This window comes from Streptomyces sp. NBC_00080, from assembly GCF_045041255.1.
Taxonomy (GTDB): Bacteria; Actinomycetota; Actinomycetes; order Streptomycetales; family Streptomycetaceae; genus Streptomyces; species Streptomyces coriariae.
Genome location: NZ_CP108235.1, coordinates 52,185 through 78,308 on the forward strand (window position 1 = coordinate 52,185; position 26,124 = coordinate 78,308).

23 protein-coding genes are annotated in these 26,124 nt (G+C 73.3%); 10 read left to right on the top strand and 13 right to left on the bottom strand.

Annotated elements, in window-relative coordinates; translation table 11 throughout:
• Positions 1 to 85: 85 nt before the first annotated feature.
• From OHU34_RS00235 to OHU34_RS00285, 11 genes are all read right to left on the bottom strand, one after another.
• Positions 86 to 631, bottom strand: a complete 546-nt coding sequence (locus OHU34_RS00235) for an aromatic prenyltransferase (protein ID WP_405772089.1) — start codon at positions 629 to 631, stop codon at positions 86 to 88.
• On the bottom strand, positions 624 to 794 hold the full coding sequence (locus OHU34_RS00240; RefSeq protein ID WP_160160088.1) for a hypothetical protein: 171 nt from the start codon (positions 792 to 794) through the stop codon (positions 624 to 626). The genes OHU34_RS00235 and OHU34_RS00240 overlap by 8 nt, the downstream gene beginning before the upstream one ends.
• Positions 795 to 1,146: 352 nt before the next feature.
• On the bottom strand, positions 1,147 to 1,521 hold the full coding sequence (locus OHU34_RS00245) for a DUF6059 family protein (RefSeq protein WP_142270669.1): 375 nt from the start codon (positions 1,519 to 1,521) through the stop codon (positions 1,147 to 1,149).
• Positions 1,522 to 1,981: 460 nt separating this feature from the next.
• Positions 1,982 to 2,164: a hypothetical protein gene (locus tag OHU34_RS00250; RefSeq protein ID WP_327488632.1), complete on the bottom strand. Its 183-nt coding sequence runs from the start codon at positions 2,162 to 2,164 to the stop codon at positions 1,982 to 1,984.
• Positions 2,165 to 2,815: 651 nt separating this feature from the next.
• Positions 2,816 to 3,607 carry a hypothetical protein gene (locus OHU34_RS00255; RefSeq protein WP_405764009.1) on the bottom strand — a complete coding sequence of 264 codons (792 nt, stop codon included), beginning with the start codon at positions 3,605 to 3,607 and terminating at the stop codon, positions 2,816 to 2,818.
• A gap of 193 nt (positions 3,608 to 3,800) precedes the next feature.
• Positions 3,801 to 4,160: a DUF3099 domain-containing protein gene (locus OHU34_RS00260; protein ID WP_142270671.1), complete on the bottom strand. Its 360-nt coding sequence runs from the start codon at positions 4,158 to 4,160 to the stop codon at positions 3,801 to 3,803.
• Between the two features lie 117 nt (positions 4,161 to 4,277).
• Positions 4,278 to 5,999 carry a cytochrome bc complex cytochrome b subunit gene (locus OHU34_RS00265; RefSeq protein WP_142270672.1) on the bottom strand — a complete coding sequence of 574 codons (1,722 nt, stop codon included), beginning with the start codon at positions 5,997 to 5,999 and terminating at the stop codon, positions 4,278 to 4,280.
• Positions 6,000 to 6,421: 422 nt separating this feature from the next.
• On the bottom strand, positions 6,422 to 7,960 hold the full coding sequence (locus OHU34_RS00270; RefSeq protein ID WP_160160089.1) for an NAD(P)/FAD-dependent oxidoreductase: 1,539 nt from the start codon (positions 7,958 to 7,960) through the stop codon (positions 6,422 to 6,424).
• Positions 7,961 to 8,553: 593 nt separating this feature from the next.
• On the bottom strand, positions 8,554 to 9,810 hold the full coding sequence (locus OHU34_RS00275) for a 3-deoxy-7-phosphoheptulonate synthase class II (protein ID WP_405764012.1): 1,257 nt from the start codon (positions 9,808 to 9,810) through the stop codon (positions 8,554 to 8,556).
• Positions 9,811 to 10,592: 782 nt separating this feature from the next.
• The gene (locus OHU34_RS00280) at positions 10,593 to 12,158 is read right to left on the bottom strand and encodes an MDR family MFS transporter (RefSeq protein WP_405764014.1); all 1,566 of its coding nucleotides are present in this window, start codon (positions 12,156 to 12,158) and stop codon (positions 10,593 to 10,595) included.
• A 56-nt stretch (positions 12,159 to 12,214) separates the two neighbouring features.
• A complete protein-coding gene (locus tag OHU34_RS00285; RefSeq protein ID WP_142270675.1) occupies positions 12,215 to 13,672 on the bottom strand; it encodes a multicopper oxidase family protein in 1,458 nt (485 codons plus the stop codon).
• A gap of 474 nt (positions 13,673 to 14,146) precedes the next feature.
• On the opposite strand from OHU34_RS00285, the gene OHU34_RS00290 reads away from it, so the two are divergent.
• Together OHU34_RS00290 and OHU34_RS00295 are read left to right on the top strand one after the other, a co-directional pair.
• Complete coding sequence (locus OHU34_RS00290) at positions 14,147 to 14,758, top strand: nuclear transport factor 2 family protein (RefSeq protein ID WP_268827263.1); 612 nt, start codon at positions 14,147 to 14,149, stop codon at positions 14,756 to 14,758.
• Between the two features lie 108 nt (positions 14,759 to 14,866).
• On the top strand, positions 14,867 to 16,090 hold the full coding sequence (locus OHU34_RS00295) for a cytochrome P450 (protein WP_142270676.1): 1,224 nt from the start codon (positions 14,867 to 14,869) through the stop codon (positions 16,088 to 16,090).
• Positions 16,091 to 16,124: 34 nt separating this feature from the next.
• On the opposite strand, the gene OHU34_RS00300 is transcribed toward OHU34_RS00295, so the two are convergent.
• Positions 16,125 to 17,225 (bottom strand): methyltransferase, encoded by a 1,101-nt coding sequence (locus OHU34_RS00300; protein ID WP_142270677.1) that lies wholly within the window; start codon positions 17,223 to 17,225, stop codon positions 16,125 to 16,127.
• 305 nt (positions 17,226 to 17,530) lie between these two features.
• Between OHU34_RS00300 and OHU34_RS00305 the strand changes: the two genes are divergently transcribed.
• The 6 genes from OHU34_RS00305 (at position 17,531) to OHU34_RS00330 (ending at position 22,774) form a co-directional block, all read left to right on the top strand.
• Positions 17,531 to 18,019 carry a PhzA/PhzB family protein gene (locus OHU34_RS00305; protein WP_142270678.1) on the top strand — a complete coding sequence of 163 codons (489 nt, stop codon included), beginning with the start codon at positions 17,531 to 17,533 and terminating at the stop codon, positions 18,017 to 18,019.
• A 19-nt stretch (positions 18,020 to 18,038) separates the two neighbouring features.
• Entirely contained in the window at positions 18,039 to 18,662 is a 624-nt protein-coding gene (locus tag OHU34_RS00310) for an isochorismatase family protein (protein WP_142270679.1), read from the top strand.
• Entirely contained in the window at positions 18,659 to 20,650 is a 1,992-nt protein-coding gene (locus OHU34_RS00315) for an anthranilate synthase family protein (RefSeq protein ID WP_200840144.1), read from the top strand. The genes OHU34_RS00310 and OHU34_RS00315 overlap by 4 nt, the downstream gene beginning before the upstream one ends.
• Positions 20,651 to 20,655: 5 nt before the next feature.
• Complete coding sequence (locus OHU34_RS00320) at positions 20,656 to 21,492, top strand: PhzF family phenazine biosynthesis protein (protein WP_142270747.1); 837 nt, start codon at positions 20,656 to 20,658, stop codon at positions 21,490 to 21,492.
• Between the two features lie 28 nt (positions 21,493 to 21,520).
• Positions 21,521 to 22,156, top strand: coding sequence for a phenazine biosynthesis FMN-dependent oxidase PhzG (gene phzG, locus OHU34_RS00325; protein ID WP_142270680.1), 636 nt, complete (start codon positions 21,521 to 21,523; stop codon positions 22,154 to 22,156).
• A 141-nt stretch (positions 22,157 to 22,297) separates the two neighbouring features.
• A complete protein-coding gene (locus OHU34_RS00330; RefSeq protein ID WP_142270681.1) occupies positions 22,298 to 22,774 on the top strand; it encodes a carboxymuconolactone decarboxylase family protein in 477 nt (158 codons plus the stop codon).
• A 204-nt stretch (positions 22,775 to 22,978) separates the two neighbouring features.
• On the opposite strand, the gene sigJ is transcribed toward OHU34_RS00330, so the two are convergent.
• Entirely contained in the window at positions 22,979 to 23,914 is a 936-nt protein-coding gene (gene sigJ / locus OHU34_RS00335; RefSeq protein ID WP_142270682.1) for an RNA polymerase sigma factor SigJ, read from the bottom strand.
• A 612-nt stretch (positions 23,915 to 24,526) separates the two neighbouring features.
• Here sigJ and OHU34_RS00340 point away from each other — a divergent pair.
• The gene (locus tag OHU34_RS00340) at positions 24,527 to 25,735 is read left to right on the top strand and encodes a cytochrome P450 (RefSeq protein ID WP_142270683.1); all 1,209 of its coding nucleotides are present in this window, start codon (positions 24,527 to 24,529) and stop codon (positions 25,733 to 25,735) included.
• 9 nt (positions 25,736 to 25,744) lie between these two features.
• Entirely contained in the window at positions 25,745 to 25,933 is a 189-nt protein-coding gene (locus OHU34_RS00345) for a ferredoxin (RefSeq protein ID WP_142270684.1), read from the top strand.
• The last annotated feature ends 191 nt before the right edge of the window (positions 25,934 to 26,124 follow it).

Here is a 26,124-nt window from a genome sequence, read left to right on the forward strand (position 1 = left end):
GTGCGGGACGCGCTACCCGAGGAAGCCGAAGACAGGGAGCAATCCGTCTCGTCTGCCGCTGCGGATTACCCAGGGCGCGGGTTCGTCATGAGCCGCGCGCGAGCACCCGCCGGGACGAGGGATACGGGTACCGGCGGTGGGCTCCCGGGCCCTCGTGCACGGCGGTGCGCGAGGGCCCGGTACACGCCCGGCCGCGTCCTGGCCTGTTCTCGCGCCGCTGGCCCGGCCGGGGCCGCCCGAAGAACCGGGGTGCGGTGCCGAGTCGGGCAGCCACGCTCCCGGCAGGTGCGCCACGGCTGCGGTTACTGCACCGACAGGGGCCTCGTGCAGACCGGGAGGGCGCTGTGCGCGTCACCTCGGTCGCAGCCCGGTGGGAGCCGGACGTCTTCACGGATGCCGGACGCGCCCGTGTCTGCAGGTCGCCCAGCGGGAAGAAGGCGTAGGTCTTGTTGAAGCCGCCGGTGCCTCCGTAGTCGACGCCGTAGCCCTGCACGGGAAATCGCGCCCCGAGGTCGCGGAAGAGGGTGCGGATCGGGTGGTCGGTCTCTTCGGCGAGGCCGTGCGCCAGGGCGATCTCGTACGGGTCGCCGGCGCTCGCGGGCACGGTGAAGTCGAAGGAGAGGTCAGCGATCCGGCCCCTTGGTCACCGTGTTGAAGACGACTGGGTCGGCGAGCACGTCCTGGAACGCGGTCAGCAGCGGCCGCATCCTCTCGGGCGGGCAGGCTATGTCCAGCAGCCCGGCCGCTTCCTCCACGGCCGCGTACAGGCGTTCTGTATCAGCTGTGCCGGACATGGATCCCCCAGGTGTCGATATGGAACGTCTGCTCGATGCGCGTACGCAAGAGCATCGACCGGAGGGCTTGGCCGGCGCTGAACGGCGAGTTGGCGCCGGCTTGGCGGCCGGTAGGGGCGAAGCCGGTAGAGGCGGTGGGCGGTACGGGCCGGGGGCTCGTGACCTGTCGGGTCCGCCGAACGCCTTCAGCCCGAAGAGCAGGATGCGGTACAGCTGGTCGAAGACGCCGACGTTTCGTTTTCGGGTCGTGCAGCAGCAGGTCGCCAGAGTGTCCCGGGCGCAGGGGCGGCCTCCCTCTGGCTGCCCGGGAGGCAATGTGTTGTCCGGGGCCCGGGCGACGGCGTGGGTGCCGTCAGCCCGGCGTGGGGTCGTTGCCGGTGAGGGGGCCCGACAGCTGGCGTGCCAGTGCGCGCTCCGCCTCGGTGAGCGGCATGTCGGGCCGCAGCCGCTCGGGGTGGCCCGGGGGCGGCCCGGCGTAAGCGGGCAGCGGGCCGTGCCTGGCCGCGAGCCCCGGTTCCCTGCGGGCGGGCGGCCGGGCCTGCGCGGGCGTCTTGTCGGGCCCGGGTGCCTCGTCGTGGCCCACCAGCCCCAGGCACATCAGGCCGTAGGCCTTCAGGGACCGCCACACGGGCAGGACACAGCGCCGGACGACGATCGCTGTCGCCCGTTCGGCGGCCGTGGGGTACCGCGGCAGGCCGTACGGCGTGTCGCGTGCGGACCCTTCCATGTTCCTGACCTCCGTTCCTGGGATCCGGGTGCGGTTGTGCACAGTGCCCGAGGGGACTCGGGTCCCGGTCGAGAGGCGGGCCGTGCCGGTGGCCCGGCGGCCGCCGTGTGGCGTACCGAGCGCGCGCCTGTGGCAGGTGTTGCTGACGGTGGCCGTGGTCGGTACCCGAGGGGACTGCCGGGCGGGTGTCTGCGGGCGCCGGGCGGCTGTTGGAAGACAGAGGCAATCCGTCGCGCCGGCTGTCTCGGATTACCCGGGGCGCGGTTCGTCATGAGCCGCGAGCGAGCACCCGCCGGGACGAGGGCTACGGGTACCGGCGGTGTGCTCCCGGGCCCTCGTGCACGGCGGTGCGCGGGGGCCCGGTCCTCCCTGCTCCGGCCGTGTCCCGGAGGCTTTCCTCGCCCGCACCGCGCTCGCGGAGGTCAGCGGCCTGCCTCGCCGACCCCTGGGGCGAGCCGGCTCACCCCGTCCAGTACGCCCTGTCCGAACGCGGTCGGGGCGACGACCACTCCGAACGCCAGGACAGCGCCAGGACGATGAGCACCGTCGGCTTCTCGTCGTTGCGGCTGCGGGCCTGGGTGCGACGGCCGAGCCGCACCACGATGATGACCGCCGGCAGCACCGCCACATTGATCGTCGGCACGAACAGTCCCTCCCCCACGGTGCTTGCCGTCCAGGTGCAGTCACCCCGGCCCGCCCCATAAGGCCCGCTCCCCCGCGGATGGCACAAAGCGCGGGCTGATCGGCCGGATCGGCGGTGTTGCGGGCGGGCGGCCTCGAGTACGGCTGTAGCGGCCCTCGTCCGCAGGCGGCGGGTGGCCAGGTGGGGTGGCCGGGCGGGTCGTTGCCCCGAACGCGGACAAGGGGCCTGCCGTCCCGGGAAACAGCCGGGGGCGGGCAGGCCTGTTGCGGTGCCGGCCTGCGGACGGGACGGCCGTCGGGACCCCGGTGGTCGGCTCAGTCGACGGCGGCGACGATGAGAGTGGTCCGCCCGGCCGAGCGGTCGATGAGCACGAACTCGTGGAGTCGTGCACGCGTGCCAGTTATGGATGGCTTCATCACCGAGCTCGCTGAGGTGGTGGATGCCATGGGCCGCGGCCAGGCGGCCGAACACTTCCCGCCGCAGATCCGCCTCCCGCTCGGAACCCGTGCTCCTTCGCATCCGAGCCGTAGCGTCGAAAGGTGATGAAGGCGCTCTCCTCGTGACCGAGCCCGTTATCCATGGCGCCGGCCTGGGAGGCAGGCAAGGGGACCCTGCCGGCTCACCGGGCAGGTCCTGGACAGCAGGGCGATGTCAGCGGCTGCGGTAGGCCAGTTCGGTGGCGAGGCGGGTGAACTCCTGGCGCCAGGGCCGGCCGAGGGCCGGGGTGGCCAGCGCGGCGCAGGCCCTGTCGACCAGGCCGGCGATCCTGCGTTCGGCGGTGGCCTTCGCGCCGGCCGGGCTGTGGCGGGGCGCGGCCGGGCCGTCGGTGTCCTCGGTGGCGGGGCCGAAACCGGCGAGGAGGTCGTCGCGGAGCTGGAGGGCCTCCTCCAGGGCCGGGCCGTAGCTGTCGAAGGGGGCGCTCAGGTCGGGGCGGCCGGCGAGCAGGGCTCCCAGGAGCAGGGGTCGGTGGATCGTGCGGCGGCCGCTCTCGTGCGCGGCGGGCCGGGGCGAGGGGGCGGAGCCGGGGGCGCCCTCGGCGGCGGCCGGGGCGTGCGGGTGGCGGCCGGTGGCCGGTTCGGCGCGCAGGTCGTTCCACAGGGTCCGGGCGGCGGCGGGCAGCCGTGCGGCCAGCCGGTCGGCGTGGGCGCGGGCCGGCTCGCCGGGAATGCGGTCGGGCAGGTACAGGAGTGCGAGGGCGGCGCAGGTGTCGATGGCGACCGGGTCGCCGGGGTTGCCGCCCGCGGCCAGGAATCCGCTCACGCAGAACACCGGTCCCAGCCGCGTGCCGTCGGCGCCGCGGGCGGGCCGGGGGCCGGTGGCGCACTGGTCGGTCTGCTGCTGTGCGAGGAGGTGCCGCAGTCGCCGTTCGGCGAGGGCGAGCATGCCGGCGCGGGTCTGCCGGATCGAACCGGCGTCGGCAACGGGCACGGAGACGCTCGTCATGGCGGGCCTTCTTCGCTCTTCGCCGGGTGTGCGGACGGGGCGGGGCGGCCCGGGCGGGAGGCGGGGTGGTGCGTGGCCGCGGACGGCGATCACCGGTCACCCGGGAGGGCTGGGCTGGAGGGCGGGGGCTCGTTCGCCGCTGCGGGCCTGCCGGGCGGTCCGCCGGGAGTGCAGGTGTGCGGCGGGTGGCCGGTCAGGCGGCGGTGTGGTGTTCCGGCGGCAGGATCAGGGTGGGTTCCAGGGGAACGCGGGCGGCGGCGGGCTCCTCGGGGACCGGGGTCAGGGCGGGGCGGTCGCCCCGCTGCTGGCGCCAGCCCGCCTGGGCGGCGACCACGGCGACGTAGGGGATGAGGAACGCGCCGGCCAGCGCGCACAGCGCGAGGGCGGGCCAGCGGTTCCAGGTGGCGGCCATGACGACCACGCAGGCGCTGCGTACGAGCATGGCGGCGAGGTAGCGGCGCTGGCGGGCGCGGACGTCCTGGGTCAGGCCGGTGCGGGCCTGGGTGATGGACGCGGGGCGGGGGCCGTGCCGGTGCCAGGGGGTTCGGCTCATCGGGCCTCCGTTCACGCTCCGGCCTTCGTGCCGGACGGCCGGAAAAGGGAGTGTGCTCCGCGGGGCGGCGTGGCGGCGGCGCGGGTGGCGTGTTCTCTTCGCACCCGCGCCGCCGGGTCAGTGCCGTTCCCTGTCCGGTTCGCGTCCCGGCTGGAGGGCGCCGGTGCGGGCGGTGTCCAGATGTCCGTTCGGTGAGGCGTGCCCGTCGGGGGTGTGGTCGAGGTGGGCGTGGGCCTGCCGCAGCTCCTGCGGGGTCGGGTGGGGGACCTGGCCGCCGTACAGCCAGCGGCTGAGTCGCTGGCGCAGCATCTCCTTGCGGGCCCGGGGGTTGGGCACACCGTCGTGTTCGGCCGCGGGCGGGGGGGCCGTCTCGCGGATCTCGCGGGCGAGCAGGGCGTACCGCTGTCCCGCGTCGAGGGGTTCGTGGACCTCGACGAACTCGCCGTGCGGCAGCCTTCTGATCTTTCCGGTCTCGCGGCCGTGCAGGAGCTTGTCGCGGTCGCGCAGCTGGAGGCCGAGGCAGATCCGCCTGGTGATGACGTAGGTCAGGACCGGGACGAGGAAGAACCCGATCCGTACCGCGTAGGTGATCTGGTTGAGGGAGAGGTGGAAGCGTTCGGCGAGGACGTCGTTGGCGCCGCCGAACAGCAGCACCATGTACAGCGCGACGAAGGCGCAGCCGAAGGCAGTGCGGGTGGGGTGGTCGCGGGGCCGGTCCAGGAGGTGGTGTTCGTCCTTGTCGCCGGTGACCCAGGCTTCGAGGAAGGGCCACAGGGCGAGGACGAGCATCATGAGGGTGGGCAGGATGACAGCCGGTATCAGGACGCCGAAGTTGATGGTGTAGCCGCCGGGGGTGTTCCATTCCCAGGCGGGGAAGGCGCGCAGGGCGCCTTCGAGGAAGCCCATGTACCAGTCGGGCTGGGAGCCCTGGGAGATCTGGTCGGAACGGTAGGGGCCGAAGGACCAGATGGGGTTGATCTGGGCGATGCCCGCCGTCAGGGCGAGGACGCCGGAGACCAGGAAGAAGAAGCCGCCAGCCTTGGCCGTGTAGTGGGGCATCAGGGGCTGGCCGACGACGTTGTTCTCGGTGCGGCCGGGGCCCCGGAACTGGGTGTGCTTGTGGTAGAAGACCAGGATCAGGTGGATGACGGTCAGGGCCAGCATGATGCCGGGGATCAGCAGGATGTGGAGGCTGTAGAACCTCGGGATGACGTCCTGGCCGGGGTATTCGCCGCCGAAGAGGAACATGGTCGCGTAGGTGCCGACCACGGGGATCGCGAGGGTGACGCCTTCGGCGATGCGCAGTCCGGTGCCGGAGAGCAGGTCGTCGGGCAGTGAGTAGCCGAGGAAGCCTTCCAGGATGACCAGGACGAGGATCACGAAGCCGATCAGCCAGTTGACCTCGCGCGGCTTGCGGAACGAGCCGGTGAGGAAGTGGCGCAGGGTGTGCAGGCACAGTGCTCCGATCATGGTCAGGGCCGACCAGTGGTGCAGCTGGCGGATGAACAGGCCGCCGCGTATCTCGAAGCTGATGTCGACCGTGGAGGCGTAGGCCTTCGACATCGGGATGCCCTGGAGCGGGACGTACGAGCCGTGGTACACGGTCTCGGTCATGCTCGGATCGAAGAACAGGGTGAGCCAGGTGCCGGTGAGGACGAGGATGATGAAGCTGTAGAGCGCGATCTCGCCGAACATGAACGACCAGTGTTCGGGGAAGACCTTGCGGGCCAGGAATCCGAAGTTGTAGATCCCCAGCCGTCCGTCGGCCCAGTCGGCGATGCGCTCGCCCTTGGACGCTTCGTCGCGCCCGCTCGGCGGAGCCTCCTCGATCGTGCTCATACCCGCGCACCCTCCCGTCGCCGCTCGGCCGTCACAGGCACACCCCGCCCGGCCGGTGAGCGGTCGGGGGTGGGGGCGGCCTGCCGCGGCGCAAGCGGGCCCGTGCCCTGGAGCGGATCGAACGCTATCGATGCCTGAGGTGGGCGAACAACCACGCTCAAGTGAGATTCGAGTCTGTACCGGGCTTGCTGCGGCGGGAGTTGGGAGCCGGGCGGGTGTTTTGGTGGGTATGGCGGGGACAACGGGCCCTGGTTTTCAGGTGTGTTGCCGGGGATCGAGTAGAGCTGTCTCCCCAAGTGGGTTTGTTCGGCGGCTGGTTGATCCACTCCTGTCATATGGCGCAGCGTAGGTCCGGGCCGCTCCCGTGCGCGATGGGGCCGATTCCGCCGTACGGCTCGAACACGCGGGTGGGGCAGAGAAGTTCAGGGCCTCCGCTGGTCACCGGCGGGTGCCGCGGCCGGCCAGGGCGCCGGCGCCCCCGTGGGCCGCGGCCGGGCGGCGGCGGGCCCGGCGGCCGGTACGTCCGGCGCGGCGGGGCGGCGCCTTCGCGCTTCGGGGCCGTGGGTGAGGCTGGGCGGTCCCGCCGGGGCCAGGCCGCTCGCGGGACGCCACGCGGCCCGCAGCAGGCGGGGGCGCAGCACGGCGGCGGGCGGAGCGGCCGCCTGGTGCTGGTGGAGCAGCAGTGTCGCCGCGTGCCGGTCGGTGGTTGCGGCGGCCGCCAGCCGGGCCGCGTACCGGCTGCCGAGCCGGGCGCGCAGTGCGGTCGGCCCTCCCTGGGCCGCCTGCGCCGCGTGCAGGCCGCGGAGGCCGGCCTGCCAGGCGGGGGTGACCCGGTGGGCGAGTGCCTGGCGCAGCCGGTAGCCGAGGCCGACGGCTGTTCCGTGGCCGGCCAGCAGGTCGTGGAGGACGAGGGCGCACTGCACGGCGAGTGTCATGCCGTGGCCGTGGGCCGGGTCGAGGGTGGCGAGGGCGTCGCCGACGACGAGGAACTGATCGGGCCAGCGGCGCAGTTTCTCGTAGTGGCGCCAGTGGTGCTCGCCGGGGCCGTGGCTGTAGAGCGGGCCGAGCGGGGTGGCGGCCTCGAGGAGGTCGCGCAGCAGTGGGTGGGGCAGGGCGGCCGCGGCGCGCAGCAGACCCTCGTGGTCGGTGGGCGGGGGTGTGCCGTCGCCGGAGGTGAGCGACACCGACCAGCGGCCGCCTTCGACGGGGTTGAGCATGCCCTGGCGCGGGTTGCCGGCCGAGGGCATGAGCAACAGGCTCTTGAAGTCGGCGACATGGCCGACGGGCGGGGCGAACATGGCGGTGGTGTGGACGGTGCGGGCGGCGGTCACCGACTGCGGGGGCGGCTGGTAGCCGAGTTCGGCCAGCCACCGAGGGGCGGACGAGCCGCGCCCGGAGGCGTCCACGACGAAGTCGGCGGCTATCAGGCGCCGGGGCGCCCAGCCGTCGGGCGCCTGCCGGTCGCGGCCGCGGGCCCATACGCCGGTGACGGTGTCGTTGGCGCCTTCCCGCAGGGCGACGACCTCGTGTGCGGGCAGGAAGGCCACCTTGGGGTCGGCGCGCAGCCGGTCGCGTATCACCGAGTCGGTCAGGTCGCGGCCGGCGCTCAGCATCGACAGGCCCGAGTCGAACCGGGGCAGCCAGCCGGCGGGGCCGAGCAGCAGCATGTCCTGGGGCATGCGGACGCGGACCGCTCCGGCGCGGGTGAGGTCGCGGCCGATGCCGGGGAACAGTTGCTCCAAGCCGTGCTGGGCGGTGGTGGTGAGGCTGTGCGGGTGCCGTGCCTGGGGCATGCCGCGGCGGCGTGCGGGGCCGCGGGGCAGCCGGTCGCGTTCGATGACGGTGACCCGGTCCATGAAATTGGCCAGGGCCCGCGCCGCGGTGAGCCCGGCGAGGCTCGAGCCGATCACGACGGCGTGGCCGTGGCCGTCTGCGTCGACGGCGCGTGCGTCCAGACTCAAGTCGGCTTTCCCCCTTGTGTGTTGTGGTTGCATCATGCGGTGCGCGGCCGGCGTCACGGCAGGGTCTGTCCGGCCGGCCGGCGGGGCCGCCCGGTGGGGTCGGTGCCGTGGTGTGCGCGGCAGGGACGGCGTGCCGCCGGCGGTGTGCAGGGGCGATGTGCCTGGTGGGACGGGCCTGTCCGGCGCCGCGCGCGGGCGCCGGGCGGCGTTGGCGGGCGGCGCCCGTTTCGGGGCGGGGTTCGAGCGGACGTCGAGGGATTTTTGAGGAGGACTCCGGCGGGCGTCGAGGACGCGACCGCCCGCCGGGCGGGGGCGGGCCCCTGTCGCGGCGGCGGGGCGGTCAGCACCCCGGCCGGGCCCGGGCGGTGCGTGATACCCGGCCTGGGGAGTGCGTGGTTCTCCGTCCCGGGCCGCACACCGCACCGGACCGGTGCGGGGCGGGGCGGTGCGGGGCGCGGTGCCCGTGGCCGGCCCGGGCAGTGCACGGTTCCCGGGCCGGGCGGCGCGCGGCCCGGACGGGCCCGGGGTGGCGGAAGGGCCCGGCCGCGCATGGACGTGTTCCGCCCGGTCGTCGCCGGCGAGTCGTCGTTCGGTCATCGGTGGGTCATCGGTTCGGTCATCAGGTGGGCCACCCGGTGGGCCAGTTCCACCGACTGGCCGTGGTTGAGCCGCGGGTCGCAGGCGCTCTCGTAGCGCAGGCCCACGTCGGTGGCGGCCACAGGGGCCAGGGTGCCGCCCGCGCACTCGGTGACGGGGGCGCCGGTGAGTTCGAGGTGCACGCCGCCGGGGTGGGTGCCGAGCGCGCGGTGCACCTCGAAGAAGCCGCTGACCTCGTCCATGATCGTCTCGAAGTGGCGGGTCTTGTGGCCGCTGGGGCCCTGCACGGTGTTGCCGTGCATGGGGTCGCACACCCACACCACCGGGGCGCCGCCTGCCGTCACCTTCTCCACCAGGGGCGGCAGTACGTCGCGGACGGCCGTGGCGCCCATCCGTACGATGAAGGTGAGGCGGCCGGGTTCGCGCCGGGGGTCAAGGCGGTCGGCGAGCGCGAGGGCCTCGTCGGCGGTGCTGCCCGGGCCGAGTTTGACGCCGACGGGGTTTCGGATGCGGCTGGCGAACTCCACATGGGCGCCGTCGGGGCGGCGGGTTCTCTCGCCGATCCAGACCATGTGCGCGGAGGTGGCGTAGCGGCCTGCGGTGCGGGCGTCGAAGCGGGTGAGGGCGTCCTCGTACTCCAGGAGCAGTGCCTCGTGGCTGGTGAAGAGCTGCCCGGGCGGGTCATCGGGGTGCCCGGCCGTACGGGTGCGCAGGTAGTTCAGGGTGGCGGCGGAGGCGTCGTAGACGCGGGTGAGCCGTCGGGCGTCCGGTGTGCGGGCCTCGGCGGTGAAGCGCCGGTCGTTGACGGCGTCGCCGCGGTAGGCGGGCAGGGTCAGGGCGCCGCGGGTCTCGGTCGGGCTGGAGCGTGGTTTGGCGTACTGGCCGGCGATGCGGCCGACGGTGACGACGCGCAGGCGGGTCGCGGACGTGAGCGCCGTGGCCATCCGGCCGAGCGTGCGCAGTTTGCCGTCAAGCTGGTCGGCGGTGAGCGCGTCGAAGGTCTCCGCGCAGTCGCCGCCCTGGAGCAGGAAGGCCTCGCCCCGGGCGACGGCCGCCAGCCGCTCGCGCAGCAGGTCGCACTCGCGGGCCGCGACCAGCGGCGGCCGGGCCGTGAGCGCGTCGACCGCGGCGCGCAGGGCGGCGGGGTCGGGCCAGTCGGGCTGGTGGGCGGCGGGCCTGCTCCGCCAGGATTCGGCCTTCGGATCGTCAGGCGGCGGGCAGGCGCCCGCGGGGCCGTGGACGGCGGCAGTCACCGGGGTCCTCCGGGGATGCTCCGGCCTTCGGGCCGGGCAGGAAGGGGATTCCCGCGGCGCGGGACAGGCGAGGGCGGATCGCCGTCCGGGCGGTCCGGAGCCTGCCGCGGCGGCGTGGTCCCCGCCCCCGACGCGGTGGACGCTGCCGGAGCCGGGCGGCCGCCGGCCGGTCCCGGCCCGAGCCGTGAGGTGGACGTGGAGGGCGGCGGGCAGACGGAGAGCGACGCGGGTTTCTTCATGATTCGTACCTCCGAGTGGTGGGGGGTGACGCCATGACGGCACCAGGTGGTGTGCGGGTGGCCGGGCCTGCCCGGTGGACCCGCTGCCTTCGGGTGCCGTCCGCCGTGTTGGGCGGCCTGGATGCCCGGTGGGCGGGCCGGCGCGGGACGGGGGAGCGTGCGGGGCGGCCGTGCGCCGCCGCCGGGCGAGGCCGGCCCGCCGGACGCCGGGGAACGGGCCCGGCGCGGCAGCTGCCGCGCGGTCCGTGACGCGGCGGCGCGCAGCGGCGGGAAGAGCGCCCGGCAGCGCCGGGACACCGGCCGCGAAGGGGCCCGGAGCGTGGTCCGCGGCCGGGGGCCCCGGCCCCGGGGTTCCTCGCCGGATCCGCCACGGGCCGCCGGGAGCGGGCGCACCGCGTGTCCGGTCCGCGCCGCGCACACCACCGTGGTCCGCGCACACCGCGCGGCAGGAGCCGGGCACTGACTGCCCCTTTCTGGACGGACGTATACGGGTACCGCGTGCGAAGCCGTGTCCCCGGCCGGGTCGTGGTCGGCGTGCCGTGCTCACCCGCCGTCGGGCGGGGCGGCCGCGGGGGTCGGTCCGCCGGACAGGGACACGGTCCGGCTCAGCGCGGTCTCCTTGATGAGGAGCCCCGCGACGAGGACGGCCGCGCCGGCGACGGCGGCGGCGAGGAACGCGGCGTGGGTGCCGGCGGCGGTGGCGTGCCGGTAGGCCTCGCGCACCGGTGCCGGCAGCGCGGACAGGCTTGCCGCGTCCAGCCGGGCGTGGTCGAGGGCGGGACGGCCGGGGGCACGCTCGGCCATCACGTCCAGGACGCGGCTGTTGAACAGGGCTCCCATGAGGGCGACGCCGACCGAGCTGCCGAGCATGCGGAAGAGGGCGACCGTGGCCGAGGCGGCCCCGATGTCCTTGCTGTCGACGCTGTTCTGCGCGATCAGCGTCACGATCTGGACCAGGCAGCCCAGGCCGGCGCCGAGGACCATCATGCACAGCGCGGACTGCGGCCGGGAGGTGGCGGTGTCCATCTGCGAGAGCAAGACCATCCCGGCGAGGAGCAGTGCGCCGCCCGCGACGGGAAGGATTCTGTAGCGTCCGCTGCCGGTGACGACCCGGCCCGCGAACGCGCCGACCGCGGTCATCGCGACCAGCATCGGAAGCAGCAGCAGTCCGGAGCCGGTCGCGGAGGCGCCCTGTACGGCCTGCTGGTAGAGGGGCAGGAAGAGCACGGCGCCGAACAGTACGAAGCCGGTCAGGAACGCGATCACCGACATCAGCGCGTAGTTGCGGCTGCGGAAGATGTGCGGCGGCACGATCGGCGCGGCGGTCCTGCGCTGGCGGACGGCGAAGGCGGCCAGGCACAGGGCGCCGCCTGCGGCCGGCGCGACGAGGGCGGACGGGTTCCCGGTGTGCGGGGCGCCTGCCCGGGTGGTGAGCAGGACGACCGCGGTGATGCCGGCCATCAGGAGCACCGCGCTCGGGTAGTCGATGCGCGCCGGGGAGCGTCGTCGGGGCAGCCGCAGCGCCGATGTCAGGGCCAGGGCGAGCGCGCCGACCGGCAGGTTGAGGTAGAACGCCCAGCGCCAGCCGAGATGGTCGGTGACCGTGCCGCCGACGAGCGGGCCGCCGGTCATGGCGGCCCCCATGGTGGCGGCGAGCAGGCCCTGGTAGCGGCCCTGTTCGCGCGGGGGTACGAGCTCGCCCACGATCGCGACGGCACCGGCCATCAGGCCGCCGGCGCCGATGCCCTGGAGGGCCCTGAACGCGATCAGCTGGCCCATGTCCTGGGCCAGGCCGCACAGCGCGGAGCCGGCGAGGAAGACGGCGGTCGCGCCGAGGAAGGCACCTTTGCGTCCGTGCAGGTCGCCGAGTTTGCCCCAGAGCGGCGTGACGGCGGCCGTGGCGAGGGTGTAGGCGGTGACCACCCAGGTCAGGTGCCGCACGCCGCCGAGGTCGCCGGCGACGGTGGGCATCGCGGTGCCCACGATCATGTTGTCGAGCTGGGAGAGGAGCATCGCGAGCAGCAGCGGTACCAGGGCGCGGCGCCTGTCGCGGCGCTGTGCGCGCTGCTGGTGCGCGCCGCCCGTCGCCTCACCGGCTGTGGTGGCCACCCTCGCTCTCCCTGCTCGACTCGCGTTTCTCCATGGGCAGTTGTGGGCGCCCGCGGTCAGCAGATCTTCATCGTCGCCATCATGCCCATGGCCGAGTGGTCGAGCATGTGGCAGTGATACACGTAGGTGCCCCGGTACCTGTCGAAGGTCATCTGCAGTTTGACCGTCTCTCCCGGTTTGAGTACGACGGTGTCCTTCAGGCCCGACTCGGCGGGCCCGGGTGCCGCTCCGGCCCGTTCCAGGACCCGGAACTGCACCAGGTGCAGATGGAAGTTGTGCGAGGCCTTGGTGTTGGCGTTGGTGACCGTCCAGATCTCGCTGGCCCCGAAGCGGATGCGGGCGTCGACGCGCTCGGGGTCGTAGAGCTTCTCGTCGATGTACCCCTTCGGGTCGACGCGTCCGTCCTCGTCCATCCTGAGCACCACCGTGCGCTCGGCGGTGGGCTGGGGCAGCGGCGGCAGGGTGCGCAGCGTGGAGGGTACGGAGCTGGGGTCGTCCGCCGTGCGCACCACGTCGAAGCGCATCACCTGGCCGACTTCCTCGACCGGGCCGAAGCCCGCGATGTTCTTCAGGACGATCTTCGTGCCGACCGGGTAGCGCGCGAAGTCGATGACGACGTCGGCGCGTTCGCCCGAGGAGAGGTAGACGGTCTTGGTGGTGTGCGGCTCGGGCAGCAGTCCCCCGTCCGAGGCGATCTGGATCATGTCGCTGCCGTCTTCCAGGCCCAGCTCGACGAAGCGCTGGTTGGAGGTGTTGGCAAAGCGCAGCCGGTATTTGCGGGCGGCGACCTCGAAGTAGGGGTAGGGCGCGCCGTTGACCAAGATGGTGCTGCGGGCCCGGTCGCTCATGGTGTAGACGAGCTGGCCGGTCGTGGTGTCGAAGTGCGCGTCCCGGATGCCGATCAGCACGTCGTAGTCGTCCTTGGGCAGCGGCAGAGCGGCCTCGTCGGCGTCGCTGAGCAGATAGCTGCCGTGCAGGCCGCGGTAGACGTTCTCGGACTCCACGTGGTGGGCGTGGTCGTGGTACCAGAGCGAGGCGGACCGCTGCCTGTTGGGGTAGGTGTAGACGCGTTCGGCGCCCGGCGCGATGACGTCCATGGGGCCGCCGTCGCTGTTCTGCGGCACCGAGGCGCCGTGCAGGTGGACGGAGGTGTCCACCGCGGTCTCGTTGCGCTGGCGGATGACGACGGGGCGGCCCCGGCGGGCCTTGATGGTGGGGCCGGGAAAGTGTCCGTCGAACGTCAGCAGGTCGGTCGTCAGACCGGGGAGTATCTCCTTGCTCACCGCGCGCATGGTGACCTCGTAGCGGTCCACGCCGCCGCTGGTGGACACGGGTGAGAGCACGGGGACCAGGGGCATGGGCCGGCTGAACGGCGTCACTACGGGTGCCGCGGCCGGCTGCGACGCCGCCGCGGAGGCGTCGCGTGCGTTGATGACCGGCAGAAGGGATACCCCGGTGAATCCCGTGCCGCCGATGGCGAGTCCTGCGCCGAGCACACGGCGTCGGGCGACCATGATGATGTGTCCTCCTGTGATGCGTGCCGGAAAAAAGGTGAAGAGGCGGCTCAAGTCCAGCACCGGGAACTCGTGTCCCGCTCGTGCCGTGAGCGCGGTTCCAGCCGTTGCCGAGCAGGGTTGCGGCGGGATTCGAATACGCCGCGCCCCTGGTACGCGGCCGTGCCCGCCTCCGGCTGCCCGGGACGCTGTCGTGAGCCGTGTCCGCGTCGTCGGCGGTGACCGGCGCGGGCGAGGGTCGTCGTACGGGACGCCGGACCGACCGGTGTGGGCGGCGGCCGAGGGCGGGGCCCGGTGGAAGGCAGCGGACAGGAGCCGGGCGGTGCGGGGCGAGGCGGGCGCCGTCCGTACTCCACGGGCTCTCGATCGAGTCACAGGCGTGCTGTGCAAGCGTGGCGGCACTTCCCCCTGTACGGGCCCGGCATCGACAGCGGTACGGCACGCCGCGCGTCGCGCAGTGAACGGAGATCCCCCTTGACCTGGCCGACCGGACCCGACGCGGCTCCCCCACCGGACACGGCGCTGTACCCGGAGGTGTCGGGGTTCTACGCCCGTCAGATGCAGCGCCTGGACAGCGGTGACGCGCCGGGGTGGGCGGCCACCTTCACCGAGGACGCCCTCTTCCACCTGCCGACGCGCCCGGAGCCGATGCGCGGCCGCGCGGCCCTGGAGAGCGGCGCCCGTGCGGCGGCGGCCGCGATCGCGGCCGCCGGGGAGCGCCGCCGGCACGTCACCGGCATGTTCGTCATCGACGAACGCCCGGACGGGGCCCTGGACGTGCGCGCGTACACCGTCATCTACGCCACCCGGATCGGGGGCGCCTCCCGGGTGCACCAGACCTGTGTCTGCGAGGACGTCCTGGTGCGCGCGCAGGACGGGCTGCGGGTCCGCAGCCGCCGGGTCAGCCTGGACGACCAGGCCGCCGATCAGAGCGCCGGCCGGCAGAGCGGGGCCGAGGGCGGGGTGGAGGGGGCGGGCCAGGCAGCCGGGGGCGGGCCCGGCGGGGACGTCCCCACAGCGCCCGGCGGCGCCGGAGGGCAGCCGCCCGGGCCGCGGTCCGCCGGGAGCGCGGTGTCTCCCGCGTGAAGGCCGGTCCCCGCGGCCCCGCGGCGGCGGGCCGCCGCCTGCTGTCCTGCTCCGCAGAAGTCCGATTCCTCCCCGGCCCGCGGGCCGGGGTCTCCTCGGAGGTGTCCGATGACGGAACCGACCGGCACCACCCGGGCGCTCGCACCTCTCGCCTTCCCTCAGGACCGCGGCTGCCCCTACGAACTGCCCGCCGCCTACGCCGCCCTGCGGGACGGACCGGCCCTGTCCCGCGTCACCCTCTATGACGGCCGCGAGGTCTGGCTGGTCACCGGCCACGGCGCGGCCCGTGCGCTGCTGGCCGACCAGCGGCTGTCCTCGGACCGCCGCAGCCCCGGCTTCCCCCAGGTGTCGGCCCGCCTCGCGGCCGTCCAGCGCGACCGCAGCCCCGCTCTGTTCGGCGCCGACGACCCCGAACACCATGTGCAGCGGCGGATGATGATCCCGTCGTTCTCCCTCAGGAGTGTGAGCGCACAACGGGCACGTATCCAGCGGACCGTGGACACACTGTTGGACGCGATGATCGCGCAGGGTCCGCCCGCCGATCTGGTCTCCTCCTTCGCTCTGCCCGTGTCGCTGACGATGATCTGCGGCCTGCTCGGCGTGCCCTACGCCGACCACGCGTTCTTCACGGCGCAATGCCACAGGATGCTGAGCGGCCCCACGGGCGCCGACGCGCGGGACGCCCGCGACCGGCTGGACGGGTATCTCGGCGATCTCATCGACCGCATGGAGCGGCAGAGCGCGCCCGGCGAGGGCCTGCTGGACAGCCTCGTCCGCGACCGGCTGCGCGCGGGCACCGCGGAGCGGGCCGAACTCGTCTCGCTGGCCCTGCTCATGCTCGTCGCGGGCCATGAGACGACGGCCGGGATGATCTCCCTGGGCACGCTCACCCTGCTCGCCCACCCCGAGCGGCTGGCCGAGCTGCTGGCCGACGCGGCGCTGTGGCCGGCGGCTGTCGAGGAGCTGATGCGGATGCTGTCGATCTCGGACGGACTGGCACGTGTGGCGCTGGAGGACCTCGAGGTCGCCGGTGTCACGGTCCGGGCCGGTGAGGGCGTCCTCTTCGCGCTGTCGGTGATCAACCGCGACGCGTCGGTGTACGACGCGCCCGACGCCCTCGACTGGCAGCGTCCCGCCCGCCATCATCTGGGGTTCGGCTTCGGCATCCACCAGTGTCTGGGCCAGAATCTGGCCCGCGCGGAACTGGAGATCGCTCTGGGCAGCCTGTTCGCGCGGCTGCCCGCGCTGCGGCCGGCCGTCCCCGTGGCGGAGATCCCCTTCAAGCCGGGCGACACCACGCAGGGGCTGCTGGAATTCCCTGTCACCTGGTGAGGGACCCGTGCCGGGCGGGTCGCCCGGCACGGCGTCAGTGCCGCACGGCCGCCTCGACGACCGACGCGTGCGGTGAGGCCTCCACCACGCCCGTCACGGCGAACCCGGCCTGGGCGAGCAGCGCTTCGTACTGCGCGCGCGTGCGGCTCTTGCCGTTGAGGACCGTCATCATGACCATGTCGATGGTCTTGCCGGGGTGCGGCTCGTTGCCGGGCGGGACCAGCGCGTTGATGACGAGCAGCCGGCCGTGTCCGGGCATCGCCCGGCGGCAGCTGCGCAGGATGCGGACGCACTCCTCGTCCGGCCAGCTGGCCAGCACGTGCTTGAGGAGGTAGACATCGGCCCCTGGGGGGACCGAGGTGAAGAAGTCCCCCGCCTTGGCGCGCCAGCGGCCCGTCAGCTCCGGGGTGTCCAGCACATGGGCGCTCACGACGGACTCCAGGTCGAACAGCGTGCCCGTCAGCTGCGGATGGCGCCGCAGCAGGGCGTGCAGCAGGCCGCCACGGCCGCCGCCCACGTCGACGGCGCTCTTGGCGCCGTCGAGGTCGCAGGCCGCGGCAACGTCGTTGGTGAGTGTCCCCGAGAAGGCCGCCATGCTGGCGTTGAACGCCGCCGCCAGGTCGGGGTCGGCCGCCACGTAGTCGTAGAAGGGGACGCCGTACAGGCCCTCGAAGGCGGTCCGTCCGGTGCGTACCGCCTCGTGCAGCCGGGCTGCGGAGTGCCAGAAGACCTCCTCGCCGCGCACCAGGACGTAGTCGCGCAGGGAGCGCTCGGCGTCGCTGCGCAGCGGTTCGGCGAGCGGGGTGAGGTGGAAGCGGCCGGTCTCGTCCTCGCGGAAGACACCCTTGGTGGCGAGGAAGCGCAACACCCGGTACAGCTGCGGCCCGTCGACGCCGGCCGCGCGGGCCAGCTCCGCGGGGGTGCGCGGGCCGTCGGCCAGCAGGTCGGCGATGTCGTAGCGGGCCGCGGTGTGCAGCGCCGCCGAGTACAGGTAGCCCAGGGACAGTTCGAGCAGCTGCTCGGTCGGCTCCCTGAAGGCATCGACCGTGCCGGCGGGCGTGTCCGGGGAGGCGGCCGCTTCCGCATCGGCCGGGTGGGGGAAGGTTCCCGCGGCGTCGGGGTCAACAGCTGTCATCGGGCGCTTCGCCTCTCTCCCGCCTCTCACGAGGCACCTCAACCGGATCCGTTCGTGTCCTAGCCTGCGCCGCGTGCATCGCGGTCCGGTCGAAAAGCGCCTGAGCCGCAGGCGGACGCCGCCCGCGGCGCGGCGCCGGTGCGGCGGGCGGGCGGCGGCTGTCGAGCCGTCCTCGACCGGCCGCCAAGCCCTGGCCGAGTCGGGGAGGACATGCTTGCCCGCGACCCTTTGACCTTTTCCTCTTTATTTCGGCCGCAGTGCCGTCCTTCGGCGCCGTGCGCCCACCTACGCCGCGAGGGGATCCCATGGCCGACGCCGCACCACACGGCTTCACCGACGCCGCCGCACTGCGCCGCAAGAACCGCGCCACCGTAGAGAAGTACCTGGCGGACACCAAGGGCGAGAGCCGTCTGCGCCGGCACGAGCTGTTCGTCGAGGACGGCAGCGGCGGCCTGTGGACCAACGACACCGGCGCGCCCATCGTCATCCGGGGCCGCGACCGCCTGGCCGAGCACGGCGTCTGGTCGCTGAAGTGCTTCCCGGACTGGGAGTGGTACAACATCCAGGTTTTCGAGACGCAGGACCCCGGCTTCTTCTGGGTGGAGTGCGACGGCCACGGCAAGATCTGCTTCCCCGGCTATCCGGAGGGCTACTACGAGAACCACTTCCTGCACTCCTTCGCCCTCGACGACGGGAAGATCGTGCAGAACCGCGAGTTCATGAACCCCTTCGAGCAACTGCGTTCGCTGGGCATCCCCGTACCGGAGATCAGGCGCGCCGGAATCCCCACCTGAGGAACTGGAGAGCCCGTTCATGACCGGCATCCCGGCCATCTCCGCCTATCCGCTTCCGACCACGGGCCAGCTGCCCGCGGGCCCCGCTCCCTGGGAATTCGACCCCGGCCGCGCGGTGCTCCTCGTGCACGACATGCAGCGCTACTTCCTTGCCGCGCTGCCCGCCCCGCTGCGCCAGGAACTGCTGGACAACGCCGTCCGGCTGCGCGAGCACTGCGCGCTGCTCGATGTGCCCATCGCCTACACCGCCCAGTCCGGCGACATGGGTGCGCGTGACCGCGGCCTGCTCAAGGACTTCTGGGGTCCGGGCATGCGCGCCTCCGCAGAGGACCGCGCGATCGCCACCGCACTGGAACCGGACACCGACCAACCGGTGTTCGCCAAATGGCGCTACAGCGCCTTCTACCGCTCCCGGCTGTCGGCCTGGATGCGTGACCGGCGCCGCGACCAGCTGGTGCTGTGCGGCGTGTACGCGCACATCGGGGTACTGGCCACCGCGGTGGACGCGTTCAGCCGGGACATCGAGACCTTCCTCGTCGCCGACGCCGTCGCCGACTTCTCCGAGCGGCAGCACCGTCTGGCGCTCGAGTACGCCGCGGCGCTGTGCGCCCGGGTCGTGACGACCAAGGAGCTGGTGGGGTGAGCGCGCTCCTGGAGCGGATCCTGACGGCGCCGCCCGCCGCATACGCCCTGCTGTACCGGCCCGAGGCCACCGGGCCCGACCGCCTCGACGTCCTGACGGGCGAGGTGTCGCGGCCCGCGACGCTGGCGCAGATCCCGCTGGCCGAGCCTCCCCCGGCCGCTTCCGGCGCCCGGCACGAGCAGCTGGTGGTGGTGCCCTACCGGCAGATCTCCGAACTGGGCTACGCCTGCCCCGACGACGGTGCGCCGCTGCTGGCGATGACGGTCACCGGACAGGAGACGGTGCCCCTATACGAGGCGCTGAGCCGGCTGCCGCGGGTGGCGACGCCCCTGTCTGGGGGCTCCTTCGACCAGGACGACGACGCCTACGCGCAGACGGTGCGCGACGTCGTGCGGGAGGCGATCGGCACGGGCGCCGGCGCGAACTTCGTCATCCGGCGCTCCTTCGTCGCGGACATCACCGGCTACGGGCCGCACAGCGCGCTGGCCGTCTTCCGTCGCCTGCTGGAGAGCGAGTCGGGCGCGTACTGGACCTTCGTCATCCACACCGGCGAGCGCACCTTCGTGGGGGCGTCGCCGGAGCGGCACATCAGCGTCGAGGACGGACTGGCGGTGATGAACCCGATCAGCGGGACCTACCGCTATCCGCCGAGCGGGCCCACCCTGCCCGGCGTCATGGACTTCCTGGACGACGCCAAGGAGACCGACGAGCTGTGCATGGTGGTCGACGAGGAACTGAAGATGATGGCCCGGATCTGCGTGTCCGGCGGCCAGGTCAGGGGCCCCTACCTCAAGGAGATGGCCCGCCTGGCGCACACCGAGTACTTCATCGAGGGCCGCACCGGCCGTGACCCGCGCGAGATCCTGCGCGAGACGATGTTCGCGCCGACCGTGACCGGAAGCCCGCTGGAGAGCGCCTGCCGGGTCATCGCCCAGTACGAACAGGGGGGCCGCGGCTACTACAGCGGGGTCGCCGCGCTCATCGGCCATGACGGGCGGGGTGCGCGGACGCTGGACTCGGCCATCCTCATCCGTACCGCGGAGATCGACGGCGGCGGGCGGCTGCGGATCGGCGTCGGCTCCACGCTGGTGCGCCACTCCTGGCCGCAGGCCGAGGCGGCCGAGACCCGGGCCAAGGCGGCCGGGCTGATCGCCGCCCTGGAGGCGGGCGACGGCATCTCGTTCGCCCAGCATCCCGACGTGCGGGCCGCCCTGGAACGGCGTAACGACCAACTGGCCCCGTTCTGGCTGCACTCGGGCGGCCCGGCGGTCGTCTCCCCGCCGGAGCTTGCCGGGCGCACCGTCCTCGTGATCGACATGGAGGACACCTTCACCGCGATGATCGCCCATCAGCTGCGGGCGCTGGGCCTGGTCGTGACGGTGCGGCGGTTCGACGAGGCGTACACCTTCGACGGCCGCGACCTGGTGGTGCTCGGCCCGGGCCCGGGCGACCCCGCCGAGCCGGGGCACCCCCGCATGGAGAGCCTGCGCGGCGCGGTGCGCACCCTGCTCCAGGGGCGGCGGCCGTTCGTGGCGGTGTGCCTGAGCCATCAGATGCTCGCCCTGCGCCTGGGGTTCGAGCTGATCCGCCGGGAGCTGCCCAACCAGGGTGTGCAGAAGGAGATCGACCTCTTCGGGGAGCGGGTGCGGGTGGGCTTCTACAACACGTACGCGGCCCACGGGGCGAGCGACAGCGTGCTCGTCGACGGGGTCGGTCTGGTCGAGGCGGCCCGGGACCTCGCCACCGGCGAGGTGCACGCGCTGCGCGGCCCGCACTTCGCGTCGATGCAGTTCCACGCGGAGTCCGTGCTCACCCCCGACGGCCCCGGGCTGCTGGCGCAGGCCGTGCGCACGGCGCTGGGGATCGACGCGGCCCGCCTGGCCGCCGCCTCCGCCGGCCCGGGGCCGGGCCCGCGAAGCCGCGCGGCGGTGACGTCGATGACCGGGCCGCGGGGACGGCACGGCAAATCCGGCACCGGAACCCGGTGAGCGGCATGCACCGGTATCTCGTCGTGGACGCCTTCACCCGGGTGCGTCTCCAGGGCAACCCCGTGGCGGTCTTCTTCGACGGCGACGACCTGTCCGCGCCGCTGATGCAGCGCATCGCACGGGAGATGAACCTTTCGGAAACCACCTTCGTGCTGCGCCCGCGGCACGGCGGCGACGCCCGGATCCGTATCTTCACCCCGGTCAACGAGCTGCCGTTCGCCGGCCACCCACTGCTGGGGACGGCCGCCGCGCTCGGTGAACGCACCGACGGCGACACGCTGCGCCTGGAGACGGCCATGGGCACGATCCCCTTCGAACTGCTCCGCCGGGACGGCCGGGTGACCGGGGCCCGGATGCGGCAGCCGATCCCGACCTGGGAGCCGTTCGAGCGGGCCGGTGAACTCCTCGACGCGCTGGGCGTGCGCAAGTCGACGCTCCCGGTGGACATCTACCGCAACGGGCCACGCCATGTGTTCGTCGGCGTGGAGAGCGCCGCCGCGCTGTCCGCTCTGCGCCCCGACCACCGCGCCCTGTCGCGCTTCGAGGACATGGCGGCCAACTGCTTCGCCGGCTCCGGGGCCCACTGGCGCACCCGGATGTTCTCGCCCGCCTACGGGGTGGTCGAGGACGCGGCCACCGGGTCGGCCGCCGGCCCGCTGGTCATCCATCTGCTGCGGCACGGGGCCCTCACCCAGGGGCGGAGCGCCGAGATCATGCAGGGCGTCGACATGGGCCGCCCCTCCCGCATGCTCGCCCGCATCGGCGGCAGCGGCGAGGACTTCGCCAGTGTCGAGGTCGGCGGCGACTGCGTGATCGTGGCCCGCGGCATCCTTCTCGTCTGAGCGGCCCACGCGGCCGGAAAGGAAGAACATGACAGCGAGCAGGTCGGAGAGCCTCACGGGCACCCTCCAGGTGCCGTTCCCGGAGTACGAGGACCCGGTCGCAGACCCGGTCGCGCTGCTGCGCGGATGGCTGCGAGAGGCGCGGGAACTGGATGTACGGGAGCCGGCCGCGATGGCGCTCGCCACGGCCGACGCCCGCGGCCGCGCCTCGGTCCGCACGGTCGTGCTGGCGCGGGTGACCGACCGCGGTCTGCTCTTCGCCAGTCACCGGGGCAGCCGCAAGGGCCGGGAGATGAGCGAGAACCCGTGGGCGTCGGGTCTTCTGTACTGGCGGGAGACCAGCCGTCAGGTCAGCGTCAGCGGGCCGGTACGGCAGGTGTCCGACGCGGCGTCGGACGCCCTGTGGGCGGCCCGACCGGTGTTCACCCATGCCATGACGGTGGCGTCCCGGCAGAGCGAGCCGCTGGCGGACGCGGCGGACCTGCGCGAGCGCGCGGCCCGGCTCGCCGGCTCCGCCCCGCATCCGCGTCCCGACACCTTCGTCGGTTTCGAACTGTCCGCCCGGTGCCTGGAGTTCTGGTCCGATGGCACCGACCGGCTGCACGAGCGGCTCCGCTACGAACACAGGGACCAGGGGTGGTCGGTCACCCGTCTACAGCCCTGACGCCGGGCCCGGCCGGGAGCGGCGGGCCCGCTTGCGGCGCGCGGCCCGGCAGGAGACGCGCGTCACATGCGGCGGCCTCACATTTCGCGGGGCTGTGTCGTCGTAGAGATGTACCTGCCGACAAACATTGAGGGATGCGTCATGGAAGCCCGCTTGAACCTCTCCGCCAGCCCGCTCGCAGGCAAGGCCCTGAAGTACATCGCCTCGGCGAGCAAGGCGATCTTCGACGGCACGACGGTGCCGAAGGCAACGCAGGACCTGGTCATGCTCCGCGCCAGCCAGATCAACGGCTGCGGCTTCTGCACCGACATCCACACCAAGGACGCCGCGCACGCCGGGGAGACCACGGTGCGGGTCAACCTGGTCGCGGCCTGGCGCGAGTCCACGGTGTTCACCGACGCCGAGCGCGCCGCCCTGGAGCTGACGGAGCAGGGCACCCGTATCGCCGACGCGGCCGGCGGTGTGACGGACGAGGCCTGGTCCGATGCCGCCAAGCACTACAACGAGGAGGAGCTCGTCGCCCTGTCGACGCTCATCGCCCTCATCAACGCCACCAACCGTCTGGGTGTCATCACCCGGCAGCAGGGTGGCAGCTACCAGCCCGGCCAGCTCGGATAGCCAGCGGGAGACGGACGCCGCGTGATGCGGCGGCAGACGCCCCGGGACGCCGCACAACGCGGCGTCCCGGGGCGTTCCCCGTGCACCGGGCGGCCGACGGTGCCCTGTGTGGGGCGGACGCGGGCAGAGCGCGTCACAACGCCGGCGCGGGCCGTCTCGCAGTGAGTACGGCCCGCGCCGGCCCGAAGGCACCCGCACGCTCCGTCAGAGCATCCAGGACCGGAGCTTGTCGGGGTTGAGCACCGCCCAGATGTGCTTGATCCGGTCGCCCGCCACGTCGAACGCCAGCACCGACAGGGCGACGCCCTCACGCTGCAGCACCAGACCGGGCTGGCCGTTGACCTTGCACTCCAGGATCGTCAGGCCCGGTGCGGTGCCCGCGGAGTCGATGAAGAAGCGGGCGACCTGCTCGCCGCCCTCGACGGGGTGGAGCTGGGCCCCGACCAGGCCGCCGCCGTCGGTGATCGTCGTGGCGTCGGGGTCGAGAAGGCCGATGAGGGCCTCGATGTCCTGGGCCTCCCATGCCTGCTTGAAGTCCCGTACGACGCCCGCGCGCTGGACCGCGGCCGCCGCGGTCGCGGGGGCCTGCTGCCCGCGCATGCGGCGGCGGGCCGACGAGGCCAGCTTGCGGCACGCAGCCGGTGTCCGGCCGACGATCTCCGCCACTTCCGCGAACGAATAGTGGAAGACGTCGTGCAGGATGAAGGCCACGCGCTCGGCCGGGGTCATCGACTCGAGCACGATGAGGAAGGCCATGTTGACCGACTCGTCGAGGGTGACCCGGTCGGCGGGGTCGCCGGCGCCGCCGGACCGCCCGCTGAACCACTCCATACGATCGGGCAGCGGCTCCGGCACCCATTCGCCCACGTACGTCTCGCGCTTGGCCCGTGCCGAGCCGAGCAGGTCGAGGCAGATGCGGCTGGCGACCTTGGTCAGCCATCCGCCGGGGGACGCGATGTCCTGCCGCTGCTGCGGGGACATGGCGTACCAGCGGGCGTACGTCTCCTGGACGACGTCCTCGGCGTCGGCCACCGAGCCGAGGAACCGGTACGCGAGATTGATCAGCTGGCGCCGTTCGCTCAGGACCGCGCTGAGACCCGGATCGAACCGGCCGTCGCCTAACTCGGACTGCACGCTCATGGTGTCGCCGCCCCCCTCGGCCGCGCCCTTCTCCCACCGGCTGACAAGGCATCACACCCGGGCGGCGCGTCCCTTCAGTTTACCTGGGGGGCCTAGGGGATCGCCTGAGGAGAGGGCCGATCCGGGCGGTCTCGCGGACCGTGCGCGCACCGGCGGCCGCCGGCCGCCGGTTGAGGCGCCGTCTCACACCGGTGGAAACGCGGTGGAGGGCGCTGCCAGGAGCCCGCAACGGGTTCCTTCCGCGTGGACCCGCCCTCACCTGCACACGGTGGCACAGCGGTGCGGTTCTTGCCGGTGCGGCCGGTGTCCGAGGGCGGAGGTTCCGATGTTGCACACCGGGTGGCGGCCGTCGCGCGCGTCTATGGTGGCGCCGGTCGGATCCGCCCCTGGCGGCAGAGGGCACGCCGAGTCCGGGAGCGCCATGTCGAGGGCGAGCATGCCGTGGACGGGGTCCTTCCCGGCAGCGGCAGCCGTGCCCGGCGCCCTGACCCGCAGGGGCCGGAAGGCGGGAGCCCTCACCCCGATCGACACGGCGGCCGCCCAACCGTGCGGCGCCGCTGGAGTTTTGGCCGCCTGCCCCGGTTCCCCTGCTTCTACAGTTGCGAGGCATCCATGACGCAAGAAGCCGTGACGGAAGAACTCGTCGCCTTCCCCCAGGACCGTACGTGTCCCTACCACCCACCGGCCGGGTACGACCCGCTGCGCGCGGCCCGTCCGCTGTCCAGGGTCAGGCTCTACGACGGGCGCTCGGTGTGGCTCGTCACCGGATTCGCCGCGGCCCGGGAGCTGCTCAGCGACCCGCGGCTGTCCGCCGACCAGGACAACGAGGCGTTCCCCTCGCCGACCGAGGGCTTCAAGAACCGTGTCCGCGGGCGCCGTCTGTCCCTGCTGGGCATGGACGATCCCGAACACAAGGCGCTGCGGCGGACAGTGATTCCCAGTTTCACGGCCAAACGCATCTCCGCGCTGCGCCCCCGGGTCCAGGAGATCGTCGATCGGCTCATCGACGACATCATCGCCCAGGGCCCGCAGACCGAGCTGGTGAGCACGTTCGCGTTGCCGGTGTCGTCCCAGGTGATGTGTCTCCTGCTCGGTGTGCCGTACGCCGATCACGAGTTCTTCGAGGAGCAGTCTCGGCGGTTGCTGGCCGGCCCGACGGTCGCGGACACGCAGCAGGCCGGGGAGCGGCTTGACGCCTACCTGGGCGCGCTGATCGAGCACAAGCAGCGCGAGCCCGGTGACGGACTGCTCGACGAACTGATCCACGAGCAGCTCGCCGAAGGGGTCATCCAGCGCGACGAGTTGATGGCGCTGGCGGCCCTGCTGGTCGTCGCCGGGCACGAGACCACCACGAACATGATCTCTCTGGGGACGTTCACGCTGCTGGAGCACCCCGACCGGCTCGCCGAACTGCGCGCGAACCCGGAGCTGATGCCCGCGGCCGTCGAGGAGCTGCTGCGTTTCCTGTCCGTCGCCGAGGGCGGGATGCGGGTGGCGACGCAGGACATCGAATTCGGCGGGCAGACGATCCGCGCCAACGACGGCGTCATGATGTCGACGTCCCTGATCAACCGTGACGACGCGGTCCACAGCGAGCCCGACGAGCTGGACTGGCACCGCCCGGACCGCCACCACCTCGCGTTCGGTTTCGGCATGCACCAGTGCCTGGGGCAGAACCTGGCCCGGGCCGAGATCGAGATCGCGCTGCGCACCCTGTTCGAGCGGCTGCCCGGCCTGAAGCTCGCGGTGCCCGCGCGGGAGATCCCCTTCAAACCGGGGACCACGTTGCAGGGCATGATCGAACTCCCGGCCACCTGGTAGGTGATGAGCATGCGGATCCACGTCGACAAGGACCGGTGCATGGGCGCGGGCATGTGCGCGCTCACCGCCCCGGGCGTCTTCACGCAGGACGACGACGGTCTCAGCGAGGTCCTGCCCGGCCGTGAGGACGGCGCGGGTGAACCGCTGGTGCGCGAGGCTGTACGGGCCTGTCCGGTGCAGGCCATCGCGGTCGGGTGAGGAGAGGGCAGCCGCCGGGCCGGACACGTTGCTGAGGTCCGGCCAGGCGGGCGGGGAGGCCGCGGGCGAGGTACGCCCGTGGCCTTGCGCGCGTGCGGGGCGCCCGCGCGCCCGGCGGGCGGGCGGGCCGTGGCCCCGGGGTGGCCTGTGCCGCGGGGGGTGTCCGTGCGCGAAAGGGGGTGCCGTCCCCC